The organism is Streptomyces sp. NPDC047042, assembly GCF_040644035.1.
GTDB lineage: Bacteria > Actinomycetota > Actinomycetes > Streptomycetales > Streptomycetaceae > Streptomyces.
The window spans coordinates 111,256-126,955 of sequence record NZ_JBEYVP010000022.1 but is presented as its reverse complement, the minus strand read 5'-3'; the positions used below and the strand labels follow the sequence as shown (position 1 = coordinate 126,955).

General features: G+C 71.9%; 13 protein-coding genes. 9 read left to right on the top strand and 4 right to left on the bottom strand.

Translation table 11 applies throughout. From position 1 onward, the window contains the following. Nucleotides 1-71: 71 nt before the first annotated feature. The gene (locus ABZ855_RS25915) at nt 72-2,558 is read right to left on the bottom strand and encodes a SulP family inorganic anion transporter (protein WP_360810641.1); all 2,487 of its coding nucleotides are present in this window, start codon (nt 2,556-2,558) and stop codon (nt 72-74) included. A gap of 305 nt (nt 2,559-2,863) precedes the next feature. Here ABZ855_RS25915 and ABZ855_RS25910 point away from each other — a divergent pair, with 305 nt between their 5' ends. Further along, nucleotides 2,864-4,123: a hypothetical protein gene (locus ABZ855_RS25910; protein WP_360810639.1), complete on the top strand. Its 1,260-nt coding sequence runs from the start codon at nt 2,864-2,866 to the stop codon at nt 4,121-4,123. A gap of 188 nt (nt 4,124-4,311) precedes the next feature. Here ABZ855_RS25910 and ABZ855_RS25905 read toward each other — a convergent pair whose 3' ends face one another. Beyond that, a complete protein-coding gene (locus tag ABZ855_RS25905; protein WP_360810637.1) occupies nt 4,312-5,295 on the bottom strand; it encodes an ATP-binding protein in 984 nt (327 codons plus the stop codon). Between the two features lie 108 nt (nt 5,296-5,403). Between ABZ855_RS25905 and ABZ855_RS25900 the strand changes: the two genes are divergently transcribed. Continuing rightward, nucleotides 5,404-6,228 (top strand): oxidoreductase, encoded by an 825-nt coding sequence (locus ABZ855_RS25900; RefSeq protein WP_360810635.1) that lies wholly within the window; start codon nt 5,404-5,406, stop codon nt 6,226-6,228. 385 nt (nt 6,229-6,613) lie between these two features. On the opposite strand, the gene ABZ855_RS25895 is transcribed toward ABZ855_RS25900, so the two are convergent. After that, complete coding sequence (locus ABZ855_RS25895; RefSeq protein ID WP_360810633.1) at nt 6,614-7,447, bottom strand: HAD-IB family hydrolase; 834 nt, start codon at nt 7,445-7,447, stop codon at nt 6,614-6,616. Nucleotides 7,448-7,964: 517 nt separating this feature from the next. On the opposite strand from ABZ855_RS25895, the gene ssd reads away from it, so the two are divergent. The 7 genes from ssd (at nt 7,965) to ABZ855_RS25860 (ending at nt 13,194) form a co-directional block, all read left to right on the top strand. Further along, nucleotides 7,965-9,071 carry a septum site-determining protein Ssd gene (gene ssd, locus ABZ855_RS25890; RefSeq protein WP_360810631.1) on the top strand — a complete coding sequence of 369 codons (1,107 nt, stop codon included), beginning with the start codon at nt 7,965-7,967 and terminating at the stop codon, nt 9,069-9,071. Continuing rightward, complete coding sequence (locus ABZ855_RS25885) at nt 9,068-10,273, top strand: TadA family conjugal transfer-associated ATPase (protein WP_360810629.1); 1,206 nt, start codon at nt 9,068-9,070, stop codon at nt 10,271-10,273. The genes ssd and ABZ855_RS25885 overlap by 4 nt, the downstream gene beginning before the upstream one ends. A 20-nt stretch (nt 10,274-10,293) precedes the next feature. Beyond that, nucleotides 10,294-11,139: a type II secretion system F family protein gene (locus tag ABZ855_RS25880; RefSeq protein ID WP_360810768.1), complete on the top strand. Its 846-nt coding sequence runs from the start codon at nt 10,294-10,296 to the stop codon at nt 11,137-11,139. A gap of 70 nt (nt 11,140-11,209) precedes the next feature. Further along, nucleotides 11,210-12,016, top strand: coding sequence for a type II secretion system F family protein (locus ABZ855_RS25875; protein WP_360810627.1), 807 nt, complete (start codon nt 11,210-11,212; stop codon nt 12,014-12,016). A gap of 104 nt (nt 12,017-12,120) precedes the next feature. After that, nucleotides 12,121-12,339 (top strand): DUF4244 domain-containing protein, encoded by a 219-nt coding sequence (locus ABZ855_RS25870; protein WP_360810625.1) that lies wholly within the window; start codon nt 12,121-12,123, stop codon nt 12,337-12,339. Further along, nucleotides 12,326-12,718, top strand: coding sequence for a TadE family type IV pilus minor pilin (locus ABZ855_RS25865; RefSeq protein WP_360810623.1), 393 nt, complete (start codon nt 12,326-12,328; stop codon nt 12,716-12,718). The genes ABZ855_RS25870 and ABZ855_RS25865 overlap by 14 nt, the downstream gene beginning before the upstream one ends. A 5-nt stretch (nt 12,719-12,723) precedes the next feature. Beyond that, entirely contained in the window at nt 12,724-13,194 is a 471-nt protein-coding gene (locus ABZ855_RS25860; protein ID WP_360810766.1) for an Rv3654c family TadE-like protein, read from the top strand. Nucleotides 13,195-13,207: 13 nt separating this feature from the next. Here the strand turns inward: ABZ855_RS25860 and ABZ855_RS25855 are convergent, their stop codons facing one another. Then, nucleotides 13,208-15,685 carry a DEAD/DEAH box helicase gene (locus tag ABZ855_RS25855; RefSeq protein WP_360810621.1) on the bottom strand — a complete coding sequence of 826 codons (2,478 nt, stop codon included), beginning with the start codon at nt 15,683-15,685 and terminating at the stop codon, nt 13,208-13,210. Nucleotides 15,686-15,700: the final 15 nt, after the last annotated feature.

Here is a 15,700-nt window from a genome sequence, read left to right as displayed (position 1 = left end):
TCGGCGCGCCTCTTGGCGAGGGTGACAACCAAGGTCACGTACGCCATGGCCGCCCGGTTCACCCCTCTCCGTCAGGCGGGCAGTCCCGCCGCCCGCACATGATCGAACACCTCGTCGCCGTCCACCACACCGGCGAGCAGATACGCCTGTGCCTCACCCACATGGAAGTACATCCCGTGCAGCTCGAGCACGCCCTCCCGCAACGCCCGGGCCACCGACTCGTGCGCCCGGAGATGCTCCAACTGCTGGACCACATTGGTCAGGCAGAGCTGCTCGACCGCGTCGGCGGGCGCCCGCCCGGCGAGCCGCGCCCAGGGCCGGTCCGTCGCGGCCATCCGCGTCAGACTCGGCAGCCCGTGCCGCAGCCACCGCCTGAGCGGCGTCGGTGCCCCGTCGGGCTCCATGCTCAGCAGCGCCTGCATGGCCCCGCACCCGGAGTGCCCGCACACGGTGATGGAACGCACCTTCAGTACGTCCACCGCGTACTCGATCGCGGCCGCCACCGAGTCGTCACCGCTCTCCTCGCCGGGCCTCGGTACCAGGTTGCCGACGTTCCGCACGACGAACAGGTCACCGGGACCACTGGACGTGATCATCGACGTGACGAGGCGAGAGTCGGCGCACGTCAGGAACAGCTGTGAGGGCTGCTGCCCCTCGCGCGCCAGCCTGGCCAGCTCACCGCGCACCAGCGGCGCGGTGTTCCGCTGGAACGCGCTGATCCCGCGCGCCAGTTGATGCCCACTCGGCTCGACGGCACCCGACGACGACCCCGGTTCGACCGAGCTCGACGAGCCGACCGAAACGGACGAACCCGGTGAACCGGCTGAGCCGACGGCACTGCCCGCCCCGCCCGACCCGTTCGACGTCTCCCCCCGCCCCTGTCCGGACTCCGGGACCTCGCACTGGTGGTTGCGCCAGGGCGTCCAGGGCCGACAGCGGCAGTCGGAGGCGTTGGCCGGTTCGGCGATACGGGTCCCCGCGCGGCCGGTCACCTCCACGCTGCCGCCCTGCGCGGTGTGCGTGCTCTGCCAGTGCTGCAGTGACTCGTACGCCGCGTGGTCCATGAACGAGCCGTCCAACTCCACGACGACGCTCGCCCCTTGGGGCATGAGGTGCAGCGTCCGGCTGAGCCGGGGCACCGCGAGGAACGTCAACTGCCCTCGTACGTGTACGTAATGGACTCCTCCTGTCTCGTCGTGCCTTTCCTCATGGGTGATCCGGGTGCGGGCGAGGCGGTTCAGGGCGACGGTGACGGCGACCGCGACGCCCAGCAACACCCCTTCGAGGACGCCGAGCAGGACGACGCCCAGGGTCGTCACCGCGTAGACCAGGACCTCGCGGTGGCGGGTCACCGTGCGAATGTGGTGCAGGGACACCATCTGGATACCGACGGCCATCACCAGGGCGGCGAGTGAGGCGAGCGGGATCAGCTCCAGGATCGGAACCATCAGCAGCGCGGCGACTACTACGAAAACGCCGTGCAGCATCGTGGAGTTCCGGCTCACGGCACCGGCTTGCACATTCGCCGAACTTCTCACCGCCACGCCGGCCACCGGCAGCCCGCCGAGCACGCCGGACACGACGTTGGCGGCACCCTGGCCGAGGAGTTCGCGGTCCAGGTCGGAGCGCCCGACGCGGCTCGCCGCCCGGCCCCCGTCGGCCCGTCCGGCCAGCAGCTCGGGCCGGGAGGCCGCCAGCTTGTCCACGGCCACCGCGCCGAGCAGCGACTGCACGCTGCACACCAGGGTGGTGGTGAGTACGGCGGCGACGACGCCGAGCGCGGGTCCTTCCGGCAGCCCGGCCAGCGCATGGCTGCGCCAGGACGGCAGGTCGACCTTGGGGAGGACCAGCCCGGCGAGCGAGGCGGTGACCGTGGCGCCGCTGACGGCCACGAGCGCGGCCGGCACCTTGCGCAGCACACGCCCCGCCCGGCCGGGAAGCCTCGGCCAGACCAGCAGCAGGGTCAGGGTCAGCACGCTCATCGACACGGCGGCGGGGTGCAGCCCGGCCAGCTGGGCGGGCAGCGCGCGGAGATTGTCGAGGACCGAGCTCTCCGGCGTACCCCCGAGGACGATGTGCAGCTGGGCGACGGCGATGGTCACGCCGATCCCGGCGAGCATGCCGTGGACGACGGCGGGGCTGACGGCGAGTGCCGTGCGGGCCACGCGCAGGCAGCCGAGGCCGAGCTGGGCGAGCCCGGCGAGGACGGTGATGGCACAGGTCGTACGCCATCCGTACCGCTGGATGAGGTCGGCGGTGACGACGGTGAGCCCGGCGGCGGGGCCGCTGACCTGGAGCGGGGAGCCGCCGAGCCGGCCGGCGACGAGTCCGCCGACGGCCGCTGCGACCAGGCCGGCCTGGAGCGGGGCGCCCGTGGCCAGGGCGATGCCCAGGGAAAGCGGGAGGGCGATCAGGAAGACCGCGATCGAGGCCGACACATCGGCGCCCTCGACGCGGAAGCGGCGGGGTGGGGTCGAGGGTGATGGGGGGCTGGGTGGCTGGTGCATGCGCTTCGTCCGAGTCCGGTCGGGGGCGCGAGTGGGGACGCAGGCAGACATGTTTCCCGTCTCCTCCGGGGCAGCGCGGTCGCGGAACAGGTGGTCCCCCGTCGATGGGCGGGGGGCGGGTCGCGGCCGTGGGTCACGGCGTGCAAGCGGCGGGATTTTCAACGCTCGGTAAACGAATCGTAATGCACAGTAAAGGACGTGTATGGATTTTCGGTGCAAATGGGTTAACGAATCACTTCAATGAGTGAAGTGGACTTTTGATCGGCTTGTCGTACTAATTCCTTCTCGGTCCCGTGCGATCTTGACGGCGCCGCGCCCGAAAGCGCCGGCCCGAACGAAGGAAGAGGTGGGCGGACATGGCCGTCACCAAGAGGATCGCCGCGGGCGTCGTGGCCGTCGCGGCCTGCGCCGCGTCACTCGCCGGCTGCGGGTCGGGAGCCACCGGCTCCTCCGGTGCGAAGGAAGGAACGGGCGGTGCGAAGAAGGCGGCCCCGGCCCCGGCGCCCAGGAGCGCGGTCCGGCTGATCGGCGACGGCTCCACCGCGTACACCGGAGCCCAGCCCTACCAGCCCACGCCCGAGCGTCTCGAGCCCGGCCAGAAGCCGCCGCAGTTCGTCGTCTTCTCCTGGGACGGGGCCGGCGAGGACAGCCAGCGGCTGTTCTCCCGCTTCCGCAAGGTGGCCAAGGCCAACAAGGCGACGATGACGTACTTCCTGAGCGGGGTGTACCTGCTCCCGGAGAACAAGCGCGACCTCTACCGGCCACCCCAGCACTCGCCGGGCCGCTCCGACATCGGCTTCAACGACGAGCAGGGCATCGCCGACACCGTGAAACAGCTGCGGCTCGCCTGGCTCGAGGGCAGCGAGATCGGCACCCACTTCAACGGGCACTTCTGCGGCCGAGGGGGCGGCGTCGGGGAGTGGTCGGTGGAGGACTGGAAGAACGAGATCGCCCAGGCGAAACGTTTCGTGAAGTCCTGGAAGACCACCACGGGCCTGAAGAAGGCGTCCCCGCTTCCCTTCGACTACGAGAAGGAGCTCGTCGGGGCCCGCACACCGTGCCTGGAAGGACAGAAGAACTTCATGAGCGCGGCCCGCGAACTGGGCTTCCGCTACGACACGAGCGGCGTCAACGAACAACTGTGGCCCGCGAAGAAGCGGGGACTGTGGGACCTGTCGATGCAGCTCGTCCCGATGCCCGGCCGCCGCTTCGAGACGCTGACCATGGACTACAACTTCTACATGAACCAGTCCGGGGCACGCGCGGGCGAGAAGGCCCGGCACGAGTTCTGGGGCGACCAGTACCGCGACGGCCTCCTCAAGGGCTTCGAACGCGCCCATGACGGCAACCGGGCACCGCTACTCATCGGCAACCACTTCGAGTCCTGGAACGGCGGCGTCTACATGCGTGCCGTCGAGGAGGTCGTCGAGCGGGTCTGCACGAAGCCCGACGTGCGCTGTGTGTCCTTCCGGCAACTCGCCGACTGGCTGGACGCGCAGGACCCGCAGACCCTGGCGAAGTTGCGCACGCTCAGGGTGGGGGAGGCGCCGAAGGGGGGATGGGCGAGGTTCCTGGCGGGGCCGGCGCCGAAGGGGGTGCCGGGCGTTGCGCGGTAGCTTCGCTGGGGGCGGGGTGTTGGTGCGGGTTGGGGTGGTGCGGGTTGGCGGGGTGGTTCGTTGGGCGCGGGGCGGTGGGGGCTGGTCGCGCAGTTCCCCGCGCCCCTGTCGGGGGCGCTTCGCGCCCCGACAATGCGCAGTTCCACGTGCCCCGGACAACGTGCAGCGGTGGGCCGTTGGGGTCGCCGTCAGACAGTCGTTGCCGTCATTTGTTCGGTGAGGACGTAGTCGGGGTCGATCTGGGCCGCCAGGTCGACTCCTGTGCGGGCGTTGGCCCAGGAGTGGGCGTTTTTCAGGTGGAAGTGGACCATCTGGTGGGTGTAGCGCTCCCAGTCGCGCAGCTCGTACGTGGCGTCGGCGGCCGTCCGCAACCTCTGCAGGCAGCGGTGGTTGGTGTCCTCCAGGTGTTCGAACCGGGTGGGCCGGCCCTTCTCCATGGCACGCACCCAGTCCGAGTGGCCCACCGTCTCAAGGAGGTCGTCGCCTACCTCGGAGCGGAGGAAGTCGACGTCGTCCTGGCTCTGCACCTTGTTGCCGACGACTTTCAGAGCGACCCCGAAGTCCTGGGCGTACTCCTTGTACTGGCGATAGACGGAGACCCCCTTCCGGGTCGGTTCGGCGACGAGGAACGTGATGTCGAAGCGGGTGAACAGGCCGGACGCGAAGGAGTCCGAGCCCGCGGTCATGTCGACGACGACGTACTCACCCGGGCCGTCGACGAGATGGTTCAGGCACAGCTCCACCGCACCCGTCTTGGAGTGGTAGCAGGCCACTCCGAGATCGGCCTCGGTGAACGGCCCGGTGACCATCAAACGGACGGCGCCCCCGTCGAGTTCCACCGGCCGCGCGCAGGCGTCGTACACCGGATTGGTCTCCTGGATCCGCAGCAGGCGCGAGCCCCCGCCGGGCGGGGTCGTCTTGATCATCGCGTCGGCGCAGGTGATGCGCGGGTTCGAGCCGCGCAGATACTCCTTGATCAGATCCATCCGCTCGCCCATCGCGGGCATCGCGGCGGCTTCGGAGTCGTGGAGGCCGAGCGCGGCGCCCAGGTGCTGGTTGATGTCGGCGTCGATGGCGAGGACCGGCGCCCCGGAGGCTGTGAGGTGGCGCACGAACAGCGAGGACAGCGTGGTCTTGCCGCTGCCGCCCTTCCCGACGAAAGCAATTTTCATGTTCACTAACGGTAGTGGAGCGAACGCCGAACGTGTCCAGGGGGCGTGAGGAAGTCCACTCCTTCGTGGGTGGGGAGCATGCGCCCCGGAGTGCGTAGGGTCGTACTCATGAGTACGACAGGCGCGACCGCCGACCCGCTCGCGGCCCTGGGGGCACTGCCCGGGGTGACCGACTCCGTGGAGTCCGTGCGCAAGGCCGTGGACCGGGTTTACGGGCATCGCATCATGCGGCGACGCAGCAACGAGATCACCGGTGAGGCGGCTCTGCGCGGTGCGCGCGGCTCCGCGGCCCTCTCCGGGGCCGACTGGGCCCTGGAAGAGGTGCGCCGGCGTACCGACTTCAGTGGGGACGACGAGGCCCGCGTCATCGGCGCGTCACTCCGGCTGACCGCGGAGGCGGGCCAACTCCTCTCCATCTGGCGCCAGTCGCCGTTGCGGGTGCTGGCCCGGCTCCATCTGGTCGCCGCCGCGGGGACGGGTGACGCGGTGGGGCGGCCGCGCCAGGACGGCGAGCCGGTAGACGAGCCGACGATCGACCTGCCGCTGCCGAGCGCGGCTGAGGTGTCCGGACGGCTGGAGGGGCTCGCGGAGCTGATCATCGCGGGCGGTTCGGCTCCTGCCCTGGTCACGGCCGCCGTCGTGCACGGCGAACTCCTGGCGCTGCGCCCGTTCGGCTCCCACAACGGCCTCGTCGCGCGCGCGGCCGAGCGGATCGTCCTGGTCGGCAGCGGGCTCGACCCGAAGTCCGTCTGCCCGGCCGAGGTCGGCCACGCCGAACCGGGCCGCGCGGCCTATCTGTCGGCGCTCGACGGCTATGTCTCCGGCACCCCGGAGGGCATGGCGACGTGGATCGCCCACTGCGGCCGGGCGGTCGAACTGGGCGCGCGTGAATCGGTGGCCGTGTGCGAGGCGCTGCAGCGCGGAGCGGCTTAGGGAATAGCGGCCGGCACTTCTGGGGATCAGGGGAAGCGAAAAGGCCCTCCGGGGAGGGCCTTCAACGGGTTGCGGCGGTACGAGGATTCGTACCGCCGCCAGCATGTTCACCCGGTTACCAAGCGTCCTCGGATTTTTGCCCATCAGGTCGGGAACTCTGCCCGTCGCCTGGTGCGGCTGGCCCGTAATCGACGGGTCGACGTCGCGTGGGTGCCCGGTGTTCATGCGCGGTCCGTGGGCCAAATGCGTTATTAAGGTGATCCTTTCGGATGTCCTTGGTCTCGCGGGCCGTTAAGTCCTTTCTACTCCAGGACCGGAGTAAGCGGAAGGCCTGGCTGTACTTCTTTACTTTTATGATCAAAAGGACGGTAAACGGGCGCGGAGATCACGCGACCGTGGGGCGACGCCGGCTCGCGTACCAGACGAGACCCGCTGTGGCGGCCGCCGCGCCTATCGCGGCGGCGGCGACCAGGGCCGGACGCGGCGGTACGGAGAGGGCGGGCAGGCGCTGCTTCAGCCGGACCGGGCGGTGGAAGTCGAGGATCGGCCATCCGCGGGCGACCGCTTCCCGGCGTAGCGCGCGGTCCGGGTTCACGGCGTGCGGATGGCCGACGGACGCCAGCATGGGGATGTCGGTGACGCTGTCGCTGTAGGCGTAGCAGCGCGCGAGGTCGTATCCCTCGGACTCGGCCAGCCCCTTGATCGCCTCGGCCTTCGTCGGCCCGTACGCGTAGTACTCCACCTCGCCCGTGAAGCAGCCGTCGTCGCCGACGACCATGCGGGTGGCCACCACGCGGTCCGCGCCGAGCAGTTCGCCGATCGGTTCGACGACCTCCGCGCCCGACGTGGACACGATCACCACATCGCGGCCGGCGGTGTGGTGCTCCTCGATGAGGGAGGCCGCCTCGTCGTAGATGATCGGGTCGATCAGGTCGTGCAGGGTCTCGGCGACGATCTCCTTGACCTGCTGGACGTTCCAGCCGCGACAGAGCGCGGACAGATACTCGCGCATGCGCTCCATCTGGTCATGATCGGCACCGCCCGCCAGGAAGACGAACTGGGCATATGCGGTACGCAAGACGGCCCGGCGGTTGATCAGACCGCCTTGGTAGAACGACTTGCTGAACGTGAGCGTGCTCGACTTCGCAATGACCGTCTTGTCCAGGTCAAAGAAGGCGGCTGTGCGGGGCAAGGAGTGGTTTTCCACGAGGCAGAGCATATGCGCCCGCCATTCGGCGTAAGCTGGGGTGCGTGGGTTTGCCTGAGAGGGCTCTCGGGTACACCATGGAAGTCACGGATCGTTCGCGACCGTGCTAACCCGGTCCGGCTCCTCCCCCCCCCGAGTCGAACCGTGGGGACGACCCCCGCTCTCCCCCCCGGCGGGGGTCGTCGCATGTCCGGGTGGGTCTCTTCCACTTCGCACTCTCAGTTTCATCGGCCATGTGGCCGGACGAGGCGGCTCCGGCCGCCTTTTTTGCATGCCCATGATCTGTCACCGTGCGTAGCTGAAGCGCTGCTCTGTGGAAAGCCGAACGGCACTCACCTGTTCGGGTGACGGCGATATTCACAACCACCGAGTTGTCCACAGATATCGACCAAGATCCACACGATTTCCGGGTTCGTTGCACCGTGATTCCAACGCGGCCCGCCTCGCGGCGAGTTCATGGCCGGAACCGATAGTCGGGCGCGTTTGGCCGGATTCCGTCGGCCGTCAAATAGCGAAGGGGGCGGAAAACATGGCGGGAGCCATCACACACGACAACGAACAGCCCGCGGCCGAGGGACGGCGGAGCGGACCGCTGATCGTCACCGAGGACGCCGACCTGCTCGACGACCTGCTGCGCCTGTGCGCGGCGGCCGGTGCCACTCCCGAAGTGCACCACGGGGTGCCCGAGCGAGGCGGCGGCTGGGAGGCCGCCCCACTCGTCCTGGTCGGCGACGACGCCGTACGGCGGGTACGCGGGGCCGCGCGGCGACGGGGAGTGGTGCTCGTGGGGCGGGACCAGGACGACTCCGGGGTCTGGCGGCGGGCCGTCGAGATCGGCGCCGATCACGTCCTGATGCTGCCCGACGGGGAGCAGTGGCTCGTCGACCGGATCGCCGACGTCGCCGAGGGCGTGGGCAGGCCCGCGCTCACCGTCGGCGTCATCGGGGGCCGGGGCGGGGCCGGGGCGTCCACGCTGGCCTGCGCGCTCGCCGTCACCTCCGCGCGCGAGGGACTGCGCACCCTCCTGGTGGACGCGGATCCGCTGGGCGGCGGACTCGACGTGCTCCTCGGCGGCGAGACGGCCGACGGACTGCGCTGGCCGGCCTTCGCCGCCTCGCGCGGCCGGGTCGGCGGCGGCGCCCTGGAGGAGTCACTGCCGAAACTGCACTCCTTGAGGGTGCTGAGCTGGGACCGCGGCGACTGCGTGGCCGTCCCGCCCCAAGCCGTCCGGGCGGTGCTCGCCGCGGCCAGACGGCGCGGGGGCGCGGTCGTCGTCGATCTCCCTCGGCGCATCGACGACGGTGTCGCGGAGGTCCTCGCCCAACTGGACGTGGGGATCCTGGTGGTCCCCGGCGAACTGCGCGCTGTCGCCGCGGCAGGCCGGGTGGCGTCCGCCGTCGGCATGGTCCTGCGCGACCTGCGCGTGGCGGTGCGCGGGCCGTACACCCCGGGGCTGGACGACCACGAGGTGGCCCGGCTGCTCAACCTCCCCCTGGCGGGCGAAGTACCCGTCGAATCGGCCCTGGCGCGCCCGCACGAGGGCAAGGCACCACCGGGAGCGGCCGCGCGCGGCCCGCTGGCCCGGTTCTGCACGGTGTTCTGGGAGCGGGCGCTGGCCGAGGCGGGTGGCGTATGAACGGCGTGCGCTGGGACGAGGGGCCGGGGGCGCCCGCCGGGTTGCTGGACGGCGTACGCCAGTGGCTGGCCGAGAGCGGGGCCGAGGCGACCCCCGCGCGCGTGGCGCAGGCCCTGCGGGAGCAGGGGAGGGTGCTGGGAGACGCCGAAGTACTGGGCGCCGCCGAGCGGCTCAGGTCCGAGCTGGTCGGCACCGGCCCGCTGGAGCCGCTGCTCGCCGACCCGTCGGTGACCGACGTACTGGTGGCCGCCCCGGACCGGGTGTGGGTCGACCGGGGCGGCGGACTGGAACTGACCGCTGTCTCCTTCCCGGACGCGGGCGCCGTACGACGGCTCGCGCAGCGCCTGGCCGCGGTGGCCGGACGGCGGCTGGACGACGCCCGGCCCTGGGTCGACGCCCGGCTGCCCGATGGGACCCGGCTGCACGCGGTACTGCCTCCGGTGGCCGTGGGCTGCACCTGCCTGTCACTCCGGGTGGTACGGCCGCGCGCGTTCACCCTCGATGAGCTGATGGCGGCGGGGACGGTACCGCCGGGCGGCGACAGAGTCCTGCGGCAGTTGCTCGACGCCCGGCTGTCCTTCCTGGTCAGTGGGGGTACGGGGTGCGGCAAGACCACCCTTCTGAGCGCGCTGCTCGGCCTGGTCGGCCCGGGCGAGCGGATCGTGCTGGCCGAGGACTCGGCGGAGCTGCGGCCCGACCATCCGCACGTCGTACGACTGGAGACCAGACCCGCCAACCAGGAGGGCGCGGGCCTGGTCACCCTCGAGGACCTGGTGCGGCAGGCGCTGCGGATGCGGCCCGACCGGCTGGCCGTCGGGGAGGTCCGAGGCGCCGAGGTCGTGCACCTGCTGGCGGCGCTGAACACGGGGCACAGCGGCTGCGGCACGGTCCACGCGAACGCGGCGGCGGACGTACCGGCACGGCTCGAGGCGCTGGGTACGGCGGCGGGGCTCGACCGGACCGCGCTGCACAGCCAGTTGGCGGCCGCGCTGTCAGTGGTCCTGCATCTCGTACGTGACCGGGCCGGGCGGCGCCGGATCGCCGAGGTGCATGTGCTGGAGCGGGATCCGTCGGGGCTGGTGGTGACGGTTCCGGCGCTGCGGTGGGGCGAGGAGGCCTTCGCGTACGAGCGGGGGTGGGAGCGGCTGCGGGGGCTGCTCCGGGCCGACGGCGACAAGGGCCGGGGGAGTGAACGGGCGTGACAGGGACGGGAGAGCTGGCGATGGGTGTGGCCGTGGTGTTCGCGGGGGCGGTCTGCTGGCTGCTGGGCGGGCGGTATCCGGGGGCGCGGCGGGCGGAGTTGCTGCTCGCCGGGGGCGGGGCCGTGGGGGCCGGGCCTCCAGTGTGGGCACGAGCTGCCGGTGAACTGCGGCGCCTGCGGGGGAGGTTGCGCGCCGAGTGGTGGTCGGTGGCCGTCGGACTGGTGGTGGCGCTGTTGGGTGCCTCCGTCGTGCCGGCGGTGGTGGGCGCGGCCGGGGTGCCGTTGCTGCGCCGGGTGCGGCGGGCCGGTGAGGTGCGGCACGCGCGGGAGCGGCGGGGCGACGAGGTGATCGCGCTGTGCGCGGCGCTCGCCGGTGAGGTGCGCGCCGGACGGCAGCCGGGGGAGGCGCTGCTGCGGGCGGCACGTGACTCCGGCGGCCTCGGGGAGGCGCAGGCGTCGGTGCTGGCGGCCGCGCGGTTCGGCGGCGACGTACCCGGGGCGCTCGCCGGGGCGGCCCGACAACCGGGCGCGGAGGGGCTGTTGGGCCTCGCTGCGTGCTGGCGGGTGGCTGTCGACCAGGGCGCGGGCCTGGCAGCCGGGCTGGACCGCCTCGAAGGGGCCCTGCGTGCGGACCGGGACCAACGCGCCGATCTGCGCGCCCAGTTGGCGGGCGCCCGGTCGACGGCGGTGATGCTCGCCGGCCTGCCGGTGCTGGGTCTGGCCCTGGGCACGGCTCTGGGGGCCGACCCCTTGCAGGTGCTGCTCCACACCGGCGCCGGACTGGGCTGCCTGCTGGTCGGTGGGCTGCTGGAGGGCGTGGGGCTGTGGTGGGCGCTGCGGATCGTGCGGGGAGCGGAGACGGCGTGAGTGTCGGCGGAGTGAGTGAAGAGGGCCGGGTCCGTTGGGCTGTCGGGCGTGGCCGGAGAGGGGAGTCGCTGTGAGCGCGGAGGTTTTCCACAGGCTGGGGGTGGTTTTGGGGGTCCTGCTGGCCTTGGGGTGGCTGCTGCGGTGGATCGAGGCGGCACGGCGTCAACGCAGGGTGCGCCGGAGGCTGGCTCGGCTGCTCACGCTCGAACTGGAGCTGGAGCGGGGACGCGTCGCGGCGGGGCGGTGGTTCGGGGCGCGGGAGTTCGTACGCCGGTGGCTGCCCGTGGTGGGCGCGGTGAGCGCGGGGTGGGTGCTGGTCGGCGGTGGGGCCGGAGTCGTGGTCGGGATGGTCGCCGGGTTCGGACTGTGGCGGTGGCGACTGCGGCGGGTCGCCTGTGGTTCGGCGGCGGAAGACGTCGATGCGGCCGAGGCGGCACGGCAACTCCCGCTCGCCGCCGATCTGCTGGCCGCCTGCATCGCGGCCGGTGCCGGGCCGGTGATCGCGGCTCAGGCGGTGGGCGAGGCGCTGGCGGGACCGGTCGGGGAGCGGCTGGCGCGGGGCGCGGCGGAGGTGCGGCTCGGCGGTGAACCGGCCGAAGCCTGGCGGAGGTTGGCGTCGATACCGGGCGCCGCCCCCCTGGCGAGCCTGCTGGAGCGGGCCGACGAGTCGGGCGTACCGACGGCCGGACCGGTCGCCCGCCTCGCAGCCGACACCCGCGCCGACTGGGGCCGCGCCGCGACGGAGCGCGCTCGTCGGGCGGCGGTCATGGTCACCGCGCCGGTGGGGCTGTGCTTTCTGCCCGCGTTCATCGCGATCGGCGTACTGCCTGTCGTGATCGGGCTGGCGGACGGGTTGTTGGGCGGGGGTGGTGGATGACATCGGTGGTGTCCGGGGAGCGGGTCATCAACAACGGGTCATAGAGCGGGTTGTCAGTAGTCAGTAGTCAGTCAGCAAGAGATCCAGAAACAAAGGGAGTTGAGATGTTCGCAGTGGTGCGGGAACGAATGTGTGCCCTGGTGTGCAGGACGCGCGTGGCGCTGGTGGCGCGGAGGGATGCCGGAATGGTGACCTCGGAATACGCCGTCGGGATCATCGCGGCGGTGGCCTTCGCCGCGGTGCTCTACAAGGTGGTGACGAGCGGGCAGGTCGGCTCGGAACTGCAGGCCATCGTGAAGAAGGCCCTCGATGCCAAAATGTGAACCCCAGGGCCTGGAGCGGGATGTGGGGCGGTTTCGGGACCGGGGGTTCGTGACCGCCGAGGCCGCGGTGGTGCTGCCCGCCCTGGTGCTGTTCTCGATGACGCTGGTCTGGGCGCTGCTCGTCGCCGCGGCTCAGATCCAGTGCGTGGACGCGGCCCGGGCCGGTGCCCGGGCCGCTGCCCGGCAGGACCCGCCCGACGCGGTCGCCGAGGTGGCCCGTGGAGCGGCCCCGCGTGGGGCGGAGGTCACCGTCACCAGAGAGGGCGACTTCGTGCGTGTGGCGGTGGTGGCGCAGCCGCCGGGGCTCGGTGGCCTGGGCGTCGATGTGACCCACGAAGCGGTGGCGTTGGCGGAGGAGACGGTGGGGGTGGGGGCGTGAAACGCCTGCGAAGGGGGTGGCTCGCCGCTCTCGCCAGAGCTGCCTTCGCTCGCTCTCTCCGCGCCGACCGTGGCTCGGCGACCGTCTGGAGTGTGGGGGCCATCGCCGTCCTGTGTGTCGTGTTCGGGGTGGTGCTGGCCATGGGGCAGGCCGCTGTGGCCCGGCACCGGGCAGCCGCCGGTGCGGATCTCGCGGCGCTCGCGGCGGCGGACCACTGGACGGAGGGCGCCGCGGCGGCCTGCGCACGGGCGGACCGGGTGGCTGCGGCCCAGGGCACCCGGCTTGCCCGGTGCGCGCTGGTGGGCGAGGTGTCGGACCTGACGGTGACGGCGGGACGGGGCCTGTTCGCGGCGGAGGTCAGATCGAGGGCGGGCCCACCGGGCCCACCGGGCCCACCGGACTCACCGGGCCCGCCAGGACCCCCTGGACCCCTCGGATCCCCTGGGCCTTCGAAGCCGACCGGGCCGCCCCCGTAAGGCAGCCCCGGCCTCAGCCCAGGCCGTCCGGGGCCTCCTTCTCCTCGGGTGCCCCCTGCAGCAGGACCGTCAGCAGCCGCACCGCCCCCCGCTTGTGCAGCGGCTCGTTGCCGTTGCCGCACTTGGGGGACTGGATGCAGGACGGGCAGCCGGCGTCGCACTCGCAGGAGGCGATGGCCTGGCGGGTGGCCGTCAGCCAGGAGCGGGCCGTGTGGAAGGCGCGCTCGGCGAAGCCCGCGCCACCCGGGTGGCCGTCGTACACGAAGACCGTGGGAAGGAGGGTGTCCGGATGGAGCGGGACGGAGACGCCGCCGATGTCCCAGCGGTCGCAGGTCGCGAAGAGGGGCAGCATGCCGATCGACGCGTGCTCGGCGGCGTGCAGGGCGCCGCCGAGGATCTCCGGGTTGATGCGGGCGGCGTCGAGCTGGTCCTCGGTGACGGTCCACCACACGGCACGGGTACGCAGCGTACGAGGAGGGAGGTCGAGCTTTGTCTCGCCCAGGACTTCACCGGTGATGACGCGTCGGCGCAGGAAGGAGACGACCTGGTTGGTGACCTCGACGGAGCCGTAGCAGAGGCGGCCGTCGCCCCACGGGATCTCGACGTCGGTCTCCAGGACGGCGATGGACGTGGTGTCGCGCGCGACCGTCGAATACGGCGGGTTCGCCTCCTCGACCAGGGCGACCGAGTCCGCCAGGTCGAGGGAGCGGACGAGATAGGTGCGGCCCTGGTGGAGGTGGACCGCGCCCTCGTGGACGGCCGTGTGCGAGGCGCCCGCGTCGACCGTGCCGAGCAGCCGTCCCGTGCCCTCCTCGACGATCTGGACCGGGTTGCCGCCCCCGCCCCGGATGTCGGCCAGGTCGGCGGCCCGTTCACGGCGGGTCCAGTGCCAGGCCGTGGTCCGGCGGCGGAGCAGCTTCGCGGCCTCCAACTGCGGGAGCAGGGCGGCGGTCTCGGGTCCGAAGAGCGCCAAATCGTCCTCGACCAGGGGGGATTCGGCCGCCGCGGCACACAGGTGGGGGGCGAGCACGTACGGGTTGTCCGGGTCGAGGACCGTCGACTCGACCGGCTGGTCGAACAGGGCCTCCGGGTGGTGGACGAGGAACGTGTCCAGCGGGTCGTCGCGGGCGACCAGGATCGCCAGCGCGCCCTGTCCGGCCCGTCCGGCGCGGCCCGCCTGCTGCCACAGGGAGGCGCGGGTGCCGGGGTAGCCGGCGATGACGACGGCGTCCAACCCGGAGACGTCGATGCCGAGTTCGAGGGCGGTGGTGGCGGCCAGGCCGAGGAGGTCGCCGGAGTGCAGGGCCTGTTCGAGGGCTCTGCGCTCCTCGGGGAGGTAGCCGCCGCGATAGGCGGCCACCCGCCGGGCCAGCGAGCGGTCGACCTCGGACAGCCGTTCCTGGGCGATCACCGAGATCAGCTCGGCGCCGCGCCGGGAGCGTACGAAGGCCACCGAGCGCACGCCCTGGACGGTGAGGTCGGTCAGCAGGTCGGCGGTCTCCGCGGTGGCCGTACGGCGGACGGGGGCGCCCTTCTCGCCGTGCAGGTCGGTGAGCGGGGGCTCCCACAGGGCGAACACCAGTTCACCGCGTGGTGAGGCGTCGTCGGCGACCTCGACCACCGGGAGGCCCGTCAGACGGCCCGCGGCGACGGACGGCTCGGCGGCCGTGGCGGAGGCGAGCAGGAAGACGGGGGAGGCGCCGTAGCGGGCGCACAGGCGGCGCAGCCGGCGCAGGACCTGGGCGACGTGGGAGCCGAAGACACCGCGGTAGGTGTGGCATTCGTCGATGACGACGAACTTCAGCGACTTCAGGAAGGAGGACCAGCGGGGGTGGGACGGCAGTATCCCCCGGTGCAGCATGTCCGGGTTGGTGAGGACGTAGTTCGCGTACTGACGGACCCACTCGCGTTCCTCGGGGGGCGTGTCGCCGTCGTACACGGCCGGGCGTACCGCGTTTCCCAATGGTTGTGAAAGTTCCTTCACGGCTCGTCGCTGGTCTGCGGCGAGGGCCTTGGTCGGGGCGAGGTAGAGGGCGGTCGCCCCACGGCCGTTGGGTGCCTCGGAGCCGTCCAGGAGGCGGGAGAGGACCGGCACGAGGTACGCGAGCGACTTGCCCGAGGCGGTGCCTGTGGCGACGATCACGTTGTCGCCGTCCAGGGCGTGCTCGGCGGCCAGTGCCTGGTGGGCCCAGGGGTGTTCGACCCCGCAGGCCTGGACGGCGGCGATGACCTCCGGTCGAATCCGGTCGGGCCAGACTGCATGGCGGCCCGCACGTGGGGGCAAGTGCTCCGTATGAGTGATGCGCGAAGCCCGGCTCGGCCCCGAGGCGAGCCGGTCCAGGATCGTGCCCGGATCGGGTCGCCCGGCGGCGAAAGCCGAGGGTCGTTCGGATCGGTGATTCTTGGCCATCGGCATCGAGTGTGTCACTGGCATGACGGACAATGGGCCCAAGGCGTCGTGCACGCCCTGCGGTAAGTGATTGAATGCCATCGCGGCTGGCGAACC

Excerpts from the sequence above, each read along its gene's own strand:
- ABZ855_RS25865 (WP_360810623.1), top strand. The coding sequence starts at position 12,326 with ATGCCAAAATGTGAACCCCAGGGCCTGGAGCGGGATGTGGGGCGGTTT.
- ABZ855_RS25910 (WP_360810639.1), top strand. The coding sequence starts at position 2,864 with ATGGCCGTCACCAAGAGGATCGCCGCGGGCGTCGTGGCCGTCGCGGCC.
- ABZ855_RS25905 (WP_360810637.1), bottom strand. The coding sequence starts at position 5,295 with ATGAAAATTGCTTTCGTCGGGAAGGGCGGCAGCGGCAAGACCACGCTG.
- ABZ855_RS25900 (WP_360810635.1), top strand. The coding sequence starts at position 5,404 with ATGAGTACGACAGGCGCGACCGCCGACCCGCTCGCGGCCCTGGGGGCA.
- ABZ855_RS25915 (WP_360810641.1), bottom strand. The coding sequence starts at position 2,558 with ATGTCTGCCTGCGTCCCCACTCGCGCCCCCGACCGGACTCGGACGAAG.
- ABZ855_RS25885 (WP_360810629.1), top strand. The coding sequence starts at position 9,068 with ATGAACGGCGTGCGCTGGGACGAGGGGCCGGGGGCGCCCGCCGGGTTG.
- ABZ855_RS25855 (WP_360810621.1), bottom strand. The coding sequence starts at position 15,685 with ATGGCATTCAATCACTTACCGCAGGGCGTGCACGACGCCTTGGGCCCA.
- ABZ855_RS25880 (WP_360810768.1), top strand. The coding sequence starts at position 10,294 with ATGGGTGTGGCCGTGGTGTTCGCGGGGGCGGTCTGCTGGCTGCTGGGC.
- ABZ855_RS25870 (WP_360810625.1), top strand. The coding sequence starts at position 12,121 with ATGTTCGCAGTGGTGCGGGAACGAATGTGTGCCCTGGTGTGCAGGACG.
- ssd (WP_360810631.1), top strand. The coding sequence starts at position 7,965 with ATGGCGGGAGCCATCACACACGACAACGAACAGCCCGCGGCCGAGGGA.
- ABZ855_RS25895 (WP_360810633.1), bottom strand. The coding sequence starts at position 7,447 with ATGCTCTGCCTCGTGGAAAACCACTCCTTGCCCCGCACAGCCGCCTTC.